Origin of the sequence: Varibaculum cambriense DSM 15806 (genome assembly GCF_000420065.1) — a bacterium.
GTDB lineage: Bacteria > Actinomycetota > Actinomycetes > Actinomycetales > Actinomycetaceae > Varibaculum > Varibaculum cambriense.
This window is the reverse complement of record NZ_ATUF01000006.1, coordinates 1-14,844: the sequence shown is the minus strand read 5'-3', so window position 1 is coordinate 14,844 and position 14,844 is coordinate 1. Positions and strand designations below refer to the sequence as shown.

Here is a 14,844-nt window from a genome sequence, read left to right as displayed (position 1 = left end):
GGCGAGCCGGAAGGTTCCGGAGCTGCTCTGCGCTACCGCAATACGCAGCTGCCTAATGGGCGGCGCTCCGCCAGTTTTCTCCCACTCCGATGCCGACCACTAGGGGCACTGCCAGCTCCGCAGCATGACACATTGCTTCCTCTACTAAGGCGCGCAGCTGCGTTTCCTCCCCCGGAGCCACCTCCAGGATTAATTCATCGTGAATCTGCAGTAGCACCCGCGAAGACAGCTTTTGTTCCTTCAGTTCCTGATCAACCCGGATCATTGCCTGTTTCATCAAATCCGCAGCCGTGCCCTGAATGGGGGCATTAAGGGCTGCGCGCTCCGCCATGCGCCGCAAAGTGTGATTGGAGCTTCTGAGGTCGGGCAGTTGCCGACGCCGCCCCTGTAGGGTTTCGGTATAGCCCCGTTCGCGTGCCTCCTCCACGATCTGCTGCAAATAGCTGCGAACTTTGCCGAAACGCTGAAAATAACTTTCCATTAGCTTTTCGGCTTCCTTTTGGCCAATCCGCAGCTGATTCGCCAGCCCATAAGCCGATAGGCCATAGGCCAGACCATAGGAAGTGGCTTTTACCTGCGAGCGCATCTGGTCATCGACCTGTTCGGCGGGAATCCCGAAAATCATGGCCGCCATAGTGCGGTGTAAATCTTCGCCAGTCCTAATAGCGGCAATCAGATCTTGATCCCCGGACATATGCGCCATTACCCGCATCTCGATCTGGGAATAGTCCACGCTCATCAAGTTTTCGAATCCTGCCCCGCGTACAAAGGCTTCCCGAATACGTTGCCCAGTCTCGGAGCGTACCGGAATATTCTGCAAGTTCGGGTCGGCAGATGAGAGCCGACCGGTAGCAGTCACAGTTTGCTTAAAAGTGGTGTGAATCCGGCCATCAGCTTGCACTGCCTTTTGCAATCCCTCCACGGTCTGCAAAAGTTTGATTGAGTCCCGGTGTGCCAACAGATACTGCAAGAACGGATGCTGGGTTTTACTAAACAGCCACTCCAGGGCATCCGCATTCGTGGTGTATCCGGTACGAGTTTTCTTCGTTTTCGGCATCCCCAACTGGTCAAATAACACTTCTTGTAGCTGTTTGGGGCTAGAAAGATTCAGCTCTGGTCTATTTACTTCCCTTCTGGCCGCCTGCATAGCGTCCTCGGTTTGCCGCCTTAAATCATTTTCTAAATCCCCTAGCACCTGGTCCGAGAGGGCAATTCCGGTATCTTCCATCCGGGCAAGAATCTCGGCGATCGGCCGCTCCATTTCTAGCCATAAATGCTCAGTGCGTCCGGTAGCTAACCGCGCTTTTTCCCCGCTAGCAATCTCGGGTAGAGCCGCCGCAATCTGTGCGGTCTTGGTATTAGCAGTACCCGAAAAATCCAGGGCGGTCTGTCCGCCGGCCTCTTCTTCCGCAACCACCAAAGGATGCCCCAGAATTTTCCCGCTCAATACCTCAATATCGTAGGAGCGGGCAGAAGGGTCTAGCAGATAACCACCGATTTCACTGTCCCAACTAGGCAAACCAAGCTTGATCCCCGCGCCCTTGAGCGCATGCCAGGCGCTCTTCCAGTTGTGGAAAATGCTCTCCTTAGGGTCTTGCAACCACTGGCGCAGCGCGGCTACAGTTGCTACGTCATCTTCGATCAAGCTGATAAGGGCAGCTTCGTTTTGGCTGGCCAAAGTAACCTGGGTGGCCTCTCCGCTGCCAGGAGTGGTAACTCCCTCGACTATTACCCCTACCGACCCCTTAAGGTCAGCTATCCAGTTAGCTATCTTTTCTGGAGCAATATGTTTAACTTCGGGGCGTTTTTCCGCGGGCTTAGCTGCGAGGGCGAAGGCGGGAATACTGGCTAAAACCTGGCGGGTACCCTGTCCAATCTCCAATTTGTCTAGTAGTTTTTCTAGCTTCGCGGCATCGGCTTTCCCAAAGGTGAGTTCGGTAACCTCTACTCCTAAATCCAGATCGGTCAGTAACGCATTCAATTTCCGGTTACGTTTAACATCCTCCAGGTGAGCGCGTAGATCTTCCCCCCGTTTACCGCCAATATCGGCGGCATGGGCGATCACTCCCTCTAGGCCGTCATATTTATTTATCCAGGAGGCAGCGGTTTTCTCCCCCACCCCGGGAACCCCTGGGAGATTATCGGCTTTTTCTCCCACCAAGGCGGCAATCTCGGGATACCGGTGCGGCGGAACCCCATATTTTTCTTCAATAGCCCCGGGTGTCATCCGTTTCAGGTCAGTGATCGAGCGGGAAGGATAAAGCACGGTAACCTGCTCGTTTGATAACTGGAAAGTGTCACGATCCCCGCTAGCAACCAACACCTGGATCCCGGCGGCACTTCCTCGGCTAGCAAGAGTAGCCAAAATATCGTCGGCCTCAATATTTTCTTGTTCTAAAGTAGTGATTCCCAGATGAGCTAGCGCCTCTTTAATCAGTTCAACTTGTCCGGAAAATTCGGGCGGAGTAGGTTTGCGGCCGGCCTTGTATTCGGGGTATTCATCGGTGCGGAAAGAATGGCGAGAAACATCAAAAGCCACCGCTAAATAGTCGGGTTGCTCCTCTTGCAGCATCTTGACCAGCATCCGCAAGAACCCGAATACCGCGTTAGTGTATTGTCCCTCTTGGGTACGAAAATTTGCGGGGTCGAGGGCGTAGAACGCGCGAAAAGCTGCGGAATGCCCGTCGATTACTAGCAGAGTTTTCTTGTCGGCCATGTTTTCCTCCTGGTAACCATCCTAGAGGAAAGGCCTTACTGTCACAGCAACCGCCTATAGTTGCTGCTAACCTGGCTTTAGCCGATCTGTTCCACCACCGCTTCGGCAACTTCTCGCATAGTCAGGCGCCGATTCATGGAAGTGGTTTGGATCCAACGGAAAGCATCCGGTTCGCTCATTTCCATGTTTTCCATCAGCAGCCCTTTAGCCCGATCTACCACTTTGCGAGTCTCGAAACGATCCTGCAAGTCAGCTACTTCGCCTTCCAGAGATTGAATCTCGGCATGCCGGGAAAGCGCGATTTCTACTGCCGGCAAGAGTTCGGCAGGGGTAAAAGGTTTAACTACATAGGCCATGGCGCCAGCGTCTCGCGCTCGCTCCACCAACTCTTTTTGTGAAAATGCGGTAAGCATCACTACTGCGCAAGAGATCTCCTTCATAATCTTTTCCGCAGCCGTAATTCCGTCCATTTTGGGCATCTTTACGTCCATTACACACAGGTCAGGATGGTTTTCTATCGCTGCCTGATAGGCCGCTTCCCCATCTCCGGCCTCGGCTACTACTTCGTAGCCGGCATCCGTGAGAGTTTCCACAATATCCAGGCGGATCAGGGTTTCATCCTCGGCTACCAGCACTTTACGGGAAGCAGTCTGATTTTTCTTGGTGTTAGATTTCGAAGTTGCCACGTGTCTATATTAGACTGAAACCCGTCACGCTTTACAGCGTTACAAAAAAGCCTCGATGGCGGAATTGGTAGACGCAGCGGATTCAAAATCCGCCGTCCTTCACCGGACATGTGGGTTCGAGTCCCACTCGAGGTACTGATCAGCGCATAACCCCAGCATATTGGCGTTTTAATCGCCTGTTTTAATCTTTTTTCCTTCCGGGTAAGTTGCGGGAATTTTAGCCTTACGCGCCGAAGCCTCTAGATAAAACCCTCCTTATGAAACTCCTCACTAAGGCAGATTCCTCCCGGATAACAACTATTTTTCTTCAGAACTATGTTCACAAAGGCGCACTTGCCTATTGGTTTCCCCTGCTGCCCTGCTTGCTAACGCTTGCGGCGTTCGCGTACCCGTACCGAAATTTGGATGGGACTGCCGATAAAACCGTACTCTTCGCGCAGGCGATGTTCAATAAAACGGCGATAGGACGGATCTAGGAACCCGGTGGTAAAGAGCACAAACCGGGGAGGAGCTGCCGAAACCTGGGTAGCGAACATTATCCGCGGCTGTTTCCCTCCCCTAACCGGATGCGGATGTTCAGCAACCAGACGCCCCAGGAAAGTGTTAAGTTCGCTGGTGGTAATCCGGGTATTCCAACCTGCAAGCGCCTGCGCTAAAGCCCCCTGGATACGGTTAGTATGCCAGGCAGTCTTCGCCGAAAGATTAATTCGGGGAGCCCATTCCACGTGGGACAGCTGCAAATCCCATTCGCGTTCTAAATCGTGGCGACGTTCCTCATCCAGCAAATCCCATTTATTGTTCACCAGAACCATAGCTCTGCCCGCAGAAATAACTTCTTCAATGATCCTAATATCCGCGCTAGCCAGGGGCTGGGAGGCATCTAGCAACACCATCGCTACATCGGCCTCCTCAATCGCTGCCTGGGTGCGCAAGGAAGCATAAAAGTCCGCACCCCGACTCTTCAGCATCCGACGGCGAATCCCGGCGGTATCCACAAATGTCCAGGGAACCCCAGCGATCTCGATTACTTCATCTACCGGATCACGGGTAGTGCCTGCAAGTTCGTTGACGACTACTCGCTGGGAACCGGCGAGGGAGTTAAGCAGCGAAGATTTACCCACATTAGGGCGACCAATCAGTGCCACGCGCCCCGGGCTGCCCTCCGGCAGCGCCCGCGAATACTGGGATTCTTCCGGCAGCATTCCAATCGCTTTATCCAACAGATCACCGCTGCCCCGCCCATGGAGGGCAGAAAGCGGGAAGGGTTCTCCTAACCCCAATGACCACAGGGCAGCCGCATCGGCCTCCATCCGCTCGGAATCAACCTTATTGGCTACTAAAATCACCGGTTTATTACAGCGCTGCAAAATCCGCGCAATCTGCATATCGGTTTCGGTGGCTCCCACCCCGGCATCGGTCACAAATAGCACCGCATCGGCAAGCTGGATCGAGGCTTCGGCTTGCGCCGCCACCATCTGATCTAAACCATTTACGCCCAGTTCCCAGCCACCAGTGTCCAGCAATTGGAAATCTTTACCCGCCCATTGTGCTTGGTAACGTACCCGATCGCGGGTTACTCCCGGGTGGTCTTGTACTACGGCCGCGCGCCGCCCTAAAATTCGGTTAACCAGGGTGGATTTACCTACGTTTGGGCGCCCAATAACCGCAAGTACCGGCAGGGCACCGGTATCCGGCGTTTGCTCGGAGGTAGCTTCGCCCTCAAGCAGCTCCAGGTCGTCGTCCTGTAGCTCAATTTCACTGAGCAGATTCGCAGAATCCACGGGGTTTAAGTCTTCACTCACGCCCTTTAGTTTAGGCGAGGCCAAGGGGCTTTGGCGAAACCTTAGCCTTGACGGGCCCGGAAAGTCCGGCCAACCATGTCCACTACCGCTTCCATAGTTTCTTGTTCATCCAGGTCGGAAGAATCTAGAAGTTCAACTCCCGGAGCAGGAGTCGTGAAGTTGTTTACCTGCGAGTCGGCCAGGTCACGGGCAGCTACCGCATCGTTTCCTGCTCCTGACTGCTGAGCGCGGCGCTGCTCACGCACCTCGGGAGAGGCAGTGAGCAAAATCTTAACGTCTGCCCCCGGAGCAACTACGGTAGTAATATCGCGCCCCTCGGCTACAATCCCCCGCCCAGATGCTTGGGCAGCTTGGATGATTTGCCGCTGACGGGCAATCATCTGTTCACGCACCCCAGGAATCGCGCTAACCTGGCTGACGGCGCTATTTATTTCCTCCCCGTGCAGGAAACGAGTCACGTCGCGCCCCTCGATCAAGATACGCGGGGCATGAGCTACCGCTTCTACCTGCATCGGAATCGTGGTGGCCAGAGTCGTAAGCGCCGCAGGATCATTTAGATCTGCATGTTGCTGTAGGGCATACCAGGTGAGGGCGCGATACATGGCGCCAGTGTTTAAAAAGTTAGTGCCTAGCTCCGCAGCAGATAGGCGCGCGATGGTAGATTTGCCTGCCCCGCTGGGGCCATCAATGGCGATTACCAAGCCGGCTCCAAGAATCTGCTGGCTAACGTATTGCGAACCGTCACCTGACATAGCGTTATAACCCTTCTGAAAGCATTATTACTGGAACGCGCGAACACGTCCCCTACCCTTCGATACTATGCCATTTATAGCCGTTTAGGATAGCTTCCTCGCTAACTCTGCCGCGAATACGCTAAGAGGCTACGATTTCCCAGCCTTTTATCTCAAGTTTTTCCGCCAACGAGGCCGCGGAGTTAGGTTCAATCGCCAACCGAGCTATCCCGAACGCTGCTCCTGGGGAATGTTCCAACTCCAAATCTTCAATATTGATACCGGTCTCGCCTACCGCCTGGAAAAGCCTACCTAAGGTACCGGCCTCGTCTGGCACTTTAACCATTACTTCCTGGTAGCGCCGGGGTGCTCCCCCGTGTTTGCCGGGGATGCGCGCCACCCCTAAGTTGCCTTGCCGCATCGCTAAGGTTACAGCTCCCACCAAGCTGGGGGAAGGGATTGCGGTTCCGGGATGTTCGAGGGCGTGCAAAACTTGTTGCATATCATCAGTAAATCCTCGCAACACTTTCGCCACATGCTCGGCGTTACCCGCAATGATTGCCGCCCACAGGGCGGGATCGGAAGAAGCAATCCGGGTAGTATCTCGCAGCCCTTGTCCCGCTAGCCCTAAAGATTCTGGCATCGCTCTCGCGAGTTGCGCGGCTAAAAGGGAAGATACCAGTTGGGGAACATGCGATACTAGCGCCACCGATTGGTCGTGAGTTTCCGCTTCTAATTGCAGGGGTAAGGAACCTACATCTAAAGCGAGACTACGCATCGCTAAAACTGCTCCCGCCACGGTTTTTTCATTGGGAACTATCACCCAGGGGCGGGATTCGAACAGGTCTTCGCGGGCAAAAGCAGTGCCGGAGCGTTCCCGCCCCGCCATCGGATGGCAGCCGACATAGCGGGATAGGTCTGCACCGGCCTCCGCTACTTCCGCTAAAATCACGCTTTTTACCGAGGCCACGTCAGTAACAATGGCATCAGGGAACTCTTTGAGCGCAGCAATCACCTGATCCGCAGCCACATCTGGCGGGGTAGCTACCACTACTAGCGCAGGTTCAGGGGAGTTTTCTTCCCAGGTACTACCGGCTCCCATATCGCAGGCCAGGGCACTAACTACCGGATAAATATCCCGTAAAAAAACTGGCACTCCCAGTTTGCTCAGGCGCATCCCCAAGGATGCGCCTAGCAGACCCGCTCCAATAATCAATACTGGTCCGGTGGTACCTACCTCGGTGCCAGAAAGTGGCGACTGTGTGTTTGCCATAGCTTCACCCTAAAGACCGACGCTCTGCATTAGCACGCTCAGCTCAGGTTTTGAAAGCCGGCGGGTTGCCCCCAGGGGCAACGTTCCCAGTTTCACGGTACCGTGCGCGATCCGCGATAGTTCCATCACCGGGGAACCTACCTCCTCTAACATTCGACGTACAATCCGGTTTCTCCCCAGATGTAGCTCAATTTCCACCAAGGTGAGCCCCCCGTGAGTACCTTTTATTGATACCCGGTCCGCCTGTGCAAACCCGTCCTCCAGCATGATTCCGGAGCGCAGCTCCTGAGCGGTTTTGCCGGTAAATTTACCTTTCACAGTCGCTAAATAGGTTTTCGGCACTTCCCAAGACGGGTGGGTAAGACGGTTCGCGAGTTCCCCATCGTTGGTGAGCAGCAAAAGACCAGAAGTATCCACATCTAGCCTGCCCACATGGAAGAGCCGTTCCCGGTAGTCGGTCAAAAATTGGGTGAGGTCGTGAGGGTCACCGCGAAGGGAAGATTCCACCCCGGTGGGTTTATTGAGCGCGATCGTGACCCGGGAATCATCAATCATCACCAGTTGCCCATCTACATGCAGCATTACCTGATCGGGATCAACTTTGGTACCTAGTTCGCGCACCACTTTGCCATTGACTTTAACCCGCCCAGACACGATCAGTTTTTCGCAGGCACGCCTAGAGGCGACTCCGGCAGCAGCCAAGACCTTTTGTAGTCGTTCTTCTTTGCCGCTTTCGGTGATTGTTTGCGGTTTTACCACGGGCACCTGCGGGTCTTTACGGCGGGGAGGCATCGGGGCTAAGGGAATCTTGTCAGCTGGCCGCCCTTGCCGATCGGTGCCCTCATCGCTTTCCTGATAGGAACTAAGATCAGTCAACTTGGCTTCTCCTATTGGGTTTTATTTCTTAACTGCCTTCATCCTATCGCGGTAGCAAATTATTGTTTGAGCCGGGCTTCTAGCTCGTCTAGTTCTTCACTGCCTGGCAGATGGGGAGCGAGCGGCGGAAGTTCATCTAGGCTGGCGAGCCCCATCCGTTCTAAGAAACTGGTGGTGGTGCCGTAGAGAATCGCCCCCGAGTCTGCCCGCTCAACTTCGTGAATCAAATCGTGCGCCAACAGGGTACGTACTACCCCATCTACGCTCACTCCCCTAATGCTAGCGATCACCGAGCGGGAAACCGGCTGCCGGTAGGCGATTACCGCCAGGGTTTCTAACGCCGGGTTGGACAGATGGGAAGTTCCCCCTTGGGTTAAGAATTCGGAGACGATTTCTTCTTGCGTGGGGGCAGAATAAAGTCGCCAGCCTCCAGCCACGTTGCGTAAAACGAATCCGTGAGGACGAGCGGTTTCGCCCGCATATTCGGCGCGGAGTTGCTCTAATGCTGCCTTGACCTGCTGGGGACTGCTTTTCAGGCGCGGCGCTAGTTCCTCGGGGCTGAGTGGCTCGCTGGCTACAATCAAAATGGCCTCTAAGGCGGCCAGTAGCTGTTCATCGGCGGAGTTAGTCATCTGCGGCTCCATATTCATCAAAAATAAAGTTGTTAAAGTCTGGGATTTCCTTGGTATCTAAGGTCACATATAGTTCTTCCAGCGCACTTTCTTGGGTAAATTCCACGCAGCGATGTCGATAAAGTTCCAGTAAAGCTAGGAAGCGGGTAACTCTTTCAGTGGCGTTTTTAGCAGAGCGGGTCAGCTCACTAAAGCTAGCTTTTCCGCTTCGTTTGAGCTCCGCAACCACAATTTGGGCTTGCTCAGCCAGGGAGGCTTGCGGCAGGTGAAGATGAGAGAGGGACACTTCGGGAGGACAACGGGTAAAAGCATCCACGGCGGCACGGGCTAAATCTTCGGGAGTGAAATCCACTCGTAGTGGCGGCAAGAGGCGCGCGAACTTGGCGGGCAGGGGAACTTCCCGCGGATAGTAAGCCTGCCCTTCCCCGATACGCACGCGTAAATACTCTGCGACTTCCTTATAGGCACGATACTGTAATAGCCGTGAAAACAGCAGGTCACGCGCCTCTAAATATTCGGGATCGAGTTCCTCAGTTTCTTCTCCGGGCAGCAGCTGACTGGCCTTGATATTGAGCAAAGTAGCCGCGATCTCTAGGAACTGGGAAGCTTGCGACAAATCCGGAAACGCCTGCATATAGGCAATAAAATCATCGGTTACCTGCGCTAATGCCACCTCGGTAATATCGAGTTTGTTCTTGATAATCAGGGTGAGCAGTAAATCTAGCGGCCCGGAAAATACTTCTAGTTCCAGTTCAAAAGGAGGAGCTTTTTCCGGGTCGCTCTTTCCCGCTAATTGGGCAGGAAACAGCGCTCCCTCCTCCCCGTCTACCGCTTGCTGGCTAGCTACTACCGGCGACTTAGGCGGTGTCACCACGGGCAATAACCTCGCGCGCCAACTGCCGGTAAGCTTCTGCCCCCGGATGAGAGGGCGCAAAAGTAGTAATCGGTTCGGTAGCTACCGAGGCATCCGGGAACTTTACAGTCCGGCGAATAACTGTCTGATATACCCGATCCCCGAAGGCCTCTTGCAGACGTTCCATTACTTCGCGCGCATGTAGGGTGCGAGTATCGACCATAGTCGCCAAAATCCCGTCTATCTTCAGTTTAGGATTGAGACGGTCACGAACTTTTTCAATGGTTTCTACCAGCAGTGCTACCCCGCGCAGGGCGAAAAATTCGGTTTCCATGGGGATCATTACCCCGTGCGCCGCCGTCAGGGCATTCACGGTGAGCAGGCCTAGGGAAGGCTGGCAGTCAATCAAAATCACATCGTATTTATCGCTAACCGGGTGGAGGGCGCGGGCGAGCGCCATTTCCCGGGCAACCTCGTTAACCATTTGAATCTCGGCAGCGGAAAGATCGATATTGGCCGGCACCAGATCCATCCCCTCGATCGCAGTGGGATGAATAACTTGTTCCACATTGACGTTGCGATCAAGGAGGACGTTGTAGATAGTGGCATCCAAATCGTTGCCGTTTACGCCCAGTCCGGCAGTCGCGGCACCTTGAGGATCGAAATCTACAATCAGCACCTTACGCCCATACTCTGCCAAAGACGCAGCCAAGTTAATAGTGGTAGTAGTCTTGCCCACCCCGCCTTTTTGATTGCACATGGCAATAATCCGCGCGGGCCCATGGGACTTTAGGGGCGCAGGCGCGGGAAACTCCGCATCTTTCGGGGTTGGCGGGGGCATCAAACCGGGTTGAATATCGCTCACCCTTATAACGATATGACAACCTGAGAAAAAATGTTACCAACTGACGCTCACCGAGCCTTTTATCCTTTCTCGGCACCGAGAAAGCTTACAAAATCCGGAATTTATTGCCTAGGGAGACTTGGGGGGGTGGGGCTAAGATTTTTCCTCCCGCCCAAGAATTCGAAAAATGCTGGGGCATTTTCCGAATTCTTATGCCCACCGCACCTACTCGGATAAAATCTGACCCCCACCTCATTCCAGAGCCCCACAATTTAGCTCTACCCCACCCACAGGAAAAATAATTTCCTCGCACTACCCAGCATCCCCACAACCGGGAGCAACCACTACTGAGCACGCGGATGGGTCTCTTGATACACCTCGCGCAACAAAGTGGCGGTGACCTTGGTATAGATCTGGGTGGTAGTCACGTTCACGTGGCCAAGCAGCTCCTGCACTACCCTAACGTCTGCTCCGCCCTCTAACATATGGGTGGCGAAGGAGTGTCGCAGGCTGTGGGGGGAAACCGGTGTTTTTATCCCCGCTTTTTCCGCGGCCTCGCGAATAATATTCCAGGCGCTTTGCCGCGATAGGCGCCCTCCCCGCAGATTCAAGAACAAGGCGGAACTACCCCGGCCTTTTTGCGCAAGCTGTGGGCGGGCGCGTACCAAATACGCCTCTAACGCTTTGACTGCGTATTCCCCTAGCGGTACTAGCCGTTGCTTGTTGCCTTTTCCGGTTACGGTAACTAGAGTAATCGGGTTTTCTTCCGAATCTTCTGCCTCACTACCAGCTAAAACTCCTAAATCATCCACGTCTAGGGCGCACAGCTCACTCACCCTCGCTCCCGACGCATACAGGGTCTCCAGTAGCGCCCGCGAACGCAAGGAGGCGGCATCTTCCCCGCTAAACGCTTCCAGCAGGGCGCGAGTCTGGGGGATGGTGAGCGCTTTGGGTAGCGGTCGCGCTAAGCGAGGATTTTCTAGGTTTTCGGTGGGGTCGGTGCTACACAAGCGTTCGTTTAACATAAAGCCGTGAAATCCACGCAGAGAGGCCATTAGCCGCGCGATTGAAGAGGCCGCCAACGGGTTCTTTCCGTCTTCTCCGGCTGCAGCGGCTTGCAAGAACGCCCGCAAAGTTTCGGGGGTGATTTCCGCTAGAGAATGAACACCGGCACCGACTAAATATTCGTGGTAACGCGCCAAGTCCCGCCGGTAGGAGCCGACAGTATTATTTGATAGTCCGCGTTCAATCGCCAGGTGATCTAGATATGCCCCGCTCGCCTGTTCGATTTCATCCATAGGGCTATTTTAGAGGGCACATTCGTTATTATCTGGCCTCCCCTGCAGCAAAAGGTGTTATCCAGCGCCACTTCGCTGCTGGGGTGATAATAGAAGCACCGTTGACTTTTAGGAGTGATCTTTTATGGCTTTATTCGCGATTGAATATTTTTATGACCCTGCCGCCGCCGCGAAAATGGATGAGGTACGCCCTGACCACCGTGCACACCTGCGCGGCCTGTACGATCAAGGCATTGTGAAACTGGTGGGTTCTTGGGTTAATGACCCCCATCCGGGCGCCCTAATCGCGGTGGAAGCCGAATCTGGCGAGGACGCCCTCACCGCTTTAGCGGAAGATCCCTTCTTCTTGGCGGGTTTCATCACCAATCGCAAAGTACATCAATGGAATGTAATTATCGGAGAAATCGCCTAGCCAGTTCCAGTTTCCAAAAGCAACAGGAAACAAGAATTGAGCACTTTTCAGACAATTTACTAAGCACTTTTCAAGTAATTTATTGAGCACTTTTCAGAGATTGCTCTTATCAGCGGTCAGAGGTCTGCCTCCTCCCCGCTAACGCACCCCATTATTAACGCTAGACGTTAAATTTGAATTCGACGGAGTGTCGTCGATAAATAACTATTCGATGCGCAAAGTACAACGAAATACCGCTAGAAACAGACAACATATGGGGGTGCACAGAAACACATATAGGTTCTGCGGAAAACCTATAGGGTGCGTCGCTAAAAACCGCTGTGCGCGAAAAACATAAAGGGTTTACGGACCCGGTCCCAGACCCCTCAATACTCTGAGCCGGAAGAATGGAAAGTGGAAGGTTGATGTATCCCCACTATTTATTTTTTCCGTTTTTCGGAGTACATCGGGAGCTACAACTGCGGACCAGCTCTGTGTGAACTAGATGAGAAGGCGCAGCAGCGAATCATCGACGCTGGACAGTTGGTGCTGCGGGCACGCGAGCGGCACCCCCAGCGGTCACTCGCGGAGCACTACAACCCGTTATCGATGGACCCAATTCTGCTCAAGGCTCACAACAACTTGGACCGGGAAGTCGATAAGGCTTTCGATGTGGCACGCAAACTCACCAACGAGCGCCAGCGCCAGGAGCTACTGTTCGCCAGCTACGGGGAGTTGGCGAGGGGCTATGTCTCCTCGCTTTCATCAAAATCGAAACCACCAGCAGGGTCGTTCCCCGTGCGGGTGATTTTGATCGGTCCCGCTGCTGGGTGTAGAACCCTGTCGCTGGCAACGCCGGGAACTATGACTGTGCCCGACGAGAACACGTCACTGCCATAACGCGGCTCACGGTAGACGAACATGGGTCGTTCACTACTACTGGTGGATTTCGGTTTTGGTGGTGGGGGGATTACCGCCGCCGGCCTCGATTTTTCCGTTGAGGAGGGCGTTGACTACTTCCCGATTGTGAAATGGGCCGATGGCGCGGTGAAGAGGAACCAGTCACCTGGAAGAGATCGATCCAGTCGCTGGTGTGCAATCTGGGAGGTAGGGTTGCGGGGTCGATTCCTCGCGAGCGCAACCATGATTGTGTCTCTGAACGTGATGAAAACAACCCTGCCCTTCGGAGAATTTCCCCTATCCCGCGTCCCCGGGCGGTGAAAACGGTGTGCACCATCGCCTGAAAGGCTTTGCGTTGCTCTATCGGGATCTTCGGGTCACCCACCCGGCGGATCACTAAGATCCCCCCGTCAACGTTTGGCTGTGGCCGGAAAGCAGACCTTGGTACTCGGGAACCAAGGTGAAACGTGAACCATGGGGACCACTGAGCTGTCATCATCGTGCTTGCACCTACCCCGGCCCGGCGGCGAGCGACTTCCCACTGCATGAGGAGTACAGCGGCAGTCCATGCCGGCGCATGCAACAACTTTCGAAGAATGGCAGTGGTGAGGTGAAAGGGAATGTTTCCCACAATGACGCAGGGAGTGGCGGGTAACGGGAAGTTGAGGAAATCATCATGGACCACTTCGACCGACGCCGAGGCGGTCTTTTTTGTGAGTTTGGCAGCTAGTTTTGCGTCTACCTCAACTGCCGTTATTGCCCTCCCCAAGTGGGATATCGGGTGAGTGAGGGCACCGCTTCCTGGCCCGATCTCAATGATGGGGCCGGAGGTTTGTTTTACAAGATCGACGATGGAGTTGATGATCTTGTGGTCTGTGAGAAAATTTTGGCCATGTTCGTGACGGCCGTATCCGTATGTAGACATCAGGTGTGCTCCGTGGAGTTGAAACGGAGCCGGGCATGGCAAATGGCCGCCCGGCTAAAGGACCGGAGCGGTTTCTAACCTGCGGGAGGGAGAAAACCGCCTTAGCGGCTGGTGAGCGGCCGCATGAAAACGGAACCTGAAATCAACATGGGCCTATCGTATCCAATTAATTTCGCAGGGTCCAATACGGTGAGAAAGAAGACAACCGCACCGCAACAGTGCAAGACCTCTCTGGATTGGAATTTAATTGAACATGGGTTTGGGGTACGACGCGCCCTACTCGGAGTGGCACGGACACTACGGCTGCGCGCCCACACACAACAGTAAAGAGCTCGGCAATGCACAGACACGTAACGAGAGCGCCACAAATGTATGTACGTTTAAGTTACAGCATCGACACTGACGCTCCACATGGAGGGACGGCCGCAGCCCTGCAGCAAGCACACGGCAGGGTGTCTGCTTCGGGCGACGTGAAATTACGCAGAAAAATACGAAACACATCACCGCAGGTCACGGTAGGTATTTGCGGGTCATTTCGTAATCTCGTAAACGAAAAGAACAAAACTACGAAACACAAAAACATACGTTGAGCAGCGTAAATGGTTTTCGTTTCGTAATTTTTCCACTTTTTGAAGAAAATCTAAATAAGAAGAGACACCTTGATTGCGATTGTGTCCCGTGTCACATAGCTGCAACCCCTGCAGCGTGCCCTCAACGAGGACGCTCTGTGTCGTAGACATGTGCCTGCAATGCGTGTCTGTGTCTCTCTCTTAAAAGGTTTGGGTCGAAATACCGCAAAATTACGAAACATCGCCGAAATGTGACGTGTCTATGCAGGTCACAGCGTTATCGCGTGTTTCGTAGTTTTGTTCTTTTCGTTTGCGGAAATCACGAAACCGCAGGTAGAGCGTTTCGTA

Annotated in this window: 13 protein-coding genes and 1 tRNA gene; 3 read left to right on the top strand and 11 right to left on the bottom strand. The window is 54.1% G+C overall.

The genetic code is table 11. The annotated features are described in order from the left end of the window. Window positions 1-52 precede the first annotated feature (52 nt). Window positions 53-2,716, bottom strand: coding sequence for a DNA polymerase I (polA, locus tag F605_RS0108105; protein WP_022865379.1), 2,664 nt, complete (start codon window positions 2,714-2,716; stop codon window positions 53-55). Between the two features lie 77 nt (window positions 2,717-2,793). Further along, entirely contained in the window at window positions 2,794-3,402 is a 609-nt protein-coding gene (locus F605_RS0108100) for an ANTAR domain-containing response regulator (protein ID WP_022865378.1), read from the bottom strand. A 49-nt stretch (window positions 3,403-3,451) separates the two neighbouring features. On the opposite strand from F605_RS0108100, the gene F605_RS0108095 reads away from it, so the two are divergent. Continuing rightward, window positions 3,452-3,537: transfer RNA gene (locus F605_RS0108095), tRNA-Leu, on the top strand. Between the two features lie 230 nt (window positions 3,538-3,767). Here F605_RS0108095 and der read toward each other — a convergent pair. The 8 genes from der to xerD all read right to left on the bottom strand — a co-directional run bounded on the left by der (window position 3,768) and on the right by xerD (window position 11,711). Further along, complete coding sequence (gene der / locus F605_RS11135; RefSeq protein WP_231725817.1) at window positions 3,768-5,204, bottom strand: ribosome biogenesis GTPase Der; 1,437 nt, start codon at window positions 5,202-5,204, stop codon at window positions 3,768-3,770. 41 nt (window positions 5,205-5,245) lie between these two features. Then, on the bottom strand, window positions 5,246-5,956 hold the full coding sequence (gene cmk, locus F605_RS11335) for a (d)CMP kinase (RefSeq protein ID WP_027723715.1): 711 nt from the start codon (window positions 5,954-5,956) through the stop codon (window positions 5,246-5,248). Window positions 5,957-6,077: 121 nt separating this feature from the next. After that, the gene (locus F605_RS0108080; protein ID WP_022865377.1) at window positions 6,078-7,208 is read right to left on the bottom strand and encodes a prephenate dehydrogenase; all 1,131 of its coding nucleotides are present in this window, start codon (window positions 7,206-7,208) and stop codon (window positions 6,078-6,080) included. A gap of 9 nt (window positions 7,209-7,217) precedes the next feature. Continuing rightward, window positions 7,218-8,000, bottom strand: a complete 783-nt coding sequence (locus tag F605_RS0108075; RefSeq protein ID WP_051132158.1) for a pseudouridine synthase — start codon at window positions 7,998-8,000, stop codon at window positions 7,218-7,220. Window positions 8,001-8,143: 143 nt separating this feature from the next. Then, window positions 8,144-8,716 (bottom strand): SMC-Scp complex subunit ScpB, encoded by a 573-nt coding sequence (scpB, locus tag F605_RS0108070; RefSeq protein WP_102184261.1) that lies wholly within the window; start codon window positions 8,714-8,716, stop codon window positions 8,144-8,146. Then, window positions 8,709-9,590, bottom strand: coding sequence for a segregation and condensation protein A (locus F605_RS10545; RefSeq protein ID WP_022865374.1), 882 nt, complete (start codon window positions 9,588-9,590; stop codon window positions 8,709-8,711). Before F605_RS10545 ends, scpB begins: the two co-directional genes overlap by 8 nt. After that, complete coding sequence (locus F605_RS0108060) at window positions 9,574-10,410, bottom strand: ParA family protein (RefSeq protein ID WP_051132157.1); 837 nt, start codon at window positions 10,408-10,410, stop codon at window positions 9,574-9,576. The genes F605_RS10545 and F605_RS0108060 overlap by 17 nt, the downstream gene beginning before the upstream one ends. Window positions 10,411-10,757: 347 nt before the next feature. Then, the gene (xerD, locus tag F605_RS0108055; RefSeq protein WP_022865372.1) at window positions 10,758-11,711 is read right to left on the bottom strand and encodes a site-specific tyrosine recombinase XerD; all 954 of its coding nucleotides are present in this window, start codon (window positions 11,709-11,711) and stop codon (window positions 10,758-10,760) included. Between the two features lie 124 nt (window positions 11,712-11,835). On the opposite strand from xerD, the gene F605_RS0108050 reads away from it, so the two are divergent. Together F605_RS0108050 and F605_RS11130 are read left to right on the top strand one after the other, a co-directional pair. After that, a complete protein-coding gene (locus tag F605_RS0108050) occupies window positions 11,836-12,123 on the top strand; it encodes a YciI family protein (protein WP_022865371.1) in 288 nt (95 codons plus the stop codon). Between the two features lie 408 nt (window positions 12,124-12,531). Next, the gene (locus F605_RS11130; protein ID WP_425304311.1) at window positions 12,532-13,002 is read left to right on the top strand and encodes a type IIL restriction-modification enzyme MmeI; all 471 of its coding nucleotides are present in this window, start codon (window positions 12,532-12,534) and stop codon (window positions 13,000-13,002) included. A 70-nt stretch (window positions 13,003-13,072) separates the two neighbouring features. On the opposite strand, the gene erm is transcribed toward F605_RS11130, so the two are convergent. Next, window positions 13,073-13,927, bottom strand: a complete 855-nt coding sequence (erm, locus tag F605_RS11330; protein WP_016456425.1) for a 23S ribosomal RNA methyltransferase Erm — start codon at window positions 13,925-13,927, stop codon at window positions 13,073-13,075. Window positions 13,928-14,844 lie beyond the last annotated feature (917 nt).

Coding starts and splice junctions, on each gene's coding strand:
- polA (WP_022865379.1), bottom strand. CDS start 2,716: ATGGCCGACAAGAAAACTCTGCTAGTAATCGACGGGCATTCCGCAGCT.
- cmk (WP_027723715.1), bottom strand. CDS start 5,956: ATGTCAGGTGACGGTTCGCAATACGTTAGCCAGCAGATTCTTGGAGCC.
- F605_RS0108080 (WP_022865377.1), bottom strand. CDS start 7,208: ATGGCAAACACACAGTCGCCACTTTCTGGCACCGAGGTAGGTACCACC.
- F605_RS0108075 (WP_051132158.1), bottom strand. CDS start 8,000: ATGCCTCCCCGCCGTAAAGACCCGCAGGTGCCCGTGGTAAAACCGCAA.
- scpB (WP_102184261.1), bottom strand. CDS start 8,716: ATGACTAACTCCGCCGATGAACAGCTACTGGCCGCCTTAGAGGCCATT.
- F605_RS0108060 (WP_051132157.1), bottom strand. CDS start 10,410: ATGCCCCCGCCAACCCCGAAAGATGCGGAGTTTCCCGCGCCTGCGCCC.
- xerD (WP_022865372.1), bottom strand. CDS start 11,711: ATGGATGAAATCGAACAGGCGAGCGGGGCATATCTAGATCACCTGGCG.
- F605_RS0108050 (WP_022865371.1), top strand. CDS start 11,836: ATGGCTTTATTCGCGATTGAATATTTTTATGACCCTGCCGCCGCCGCG.
- erm (WP_016456425.1), bottom strand. CDS start 13,927: ATGTCTACATACGGATACGGCCGTCACGAACATGGCCAAAATTTTCTC.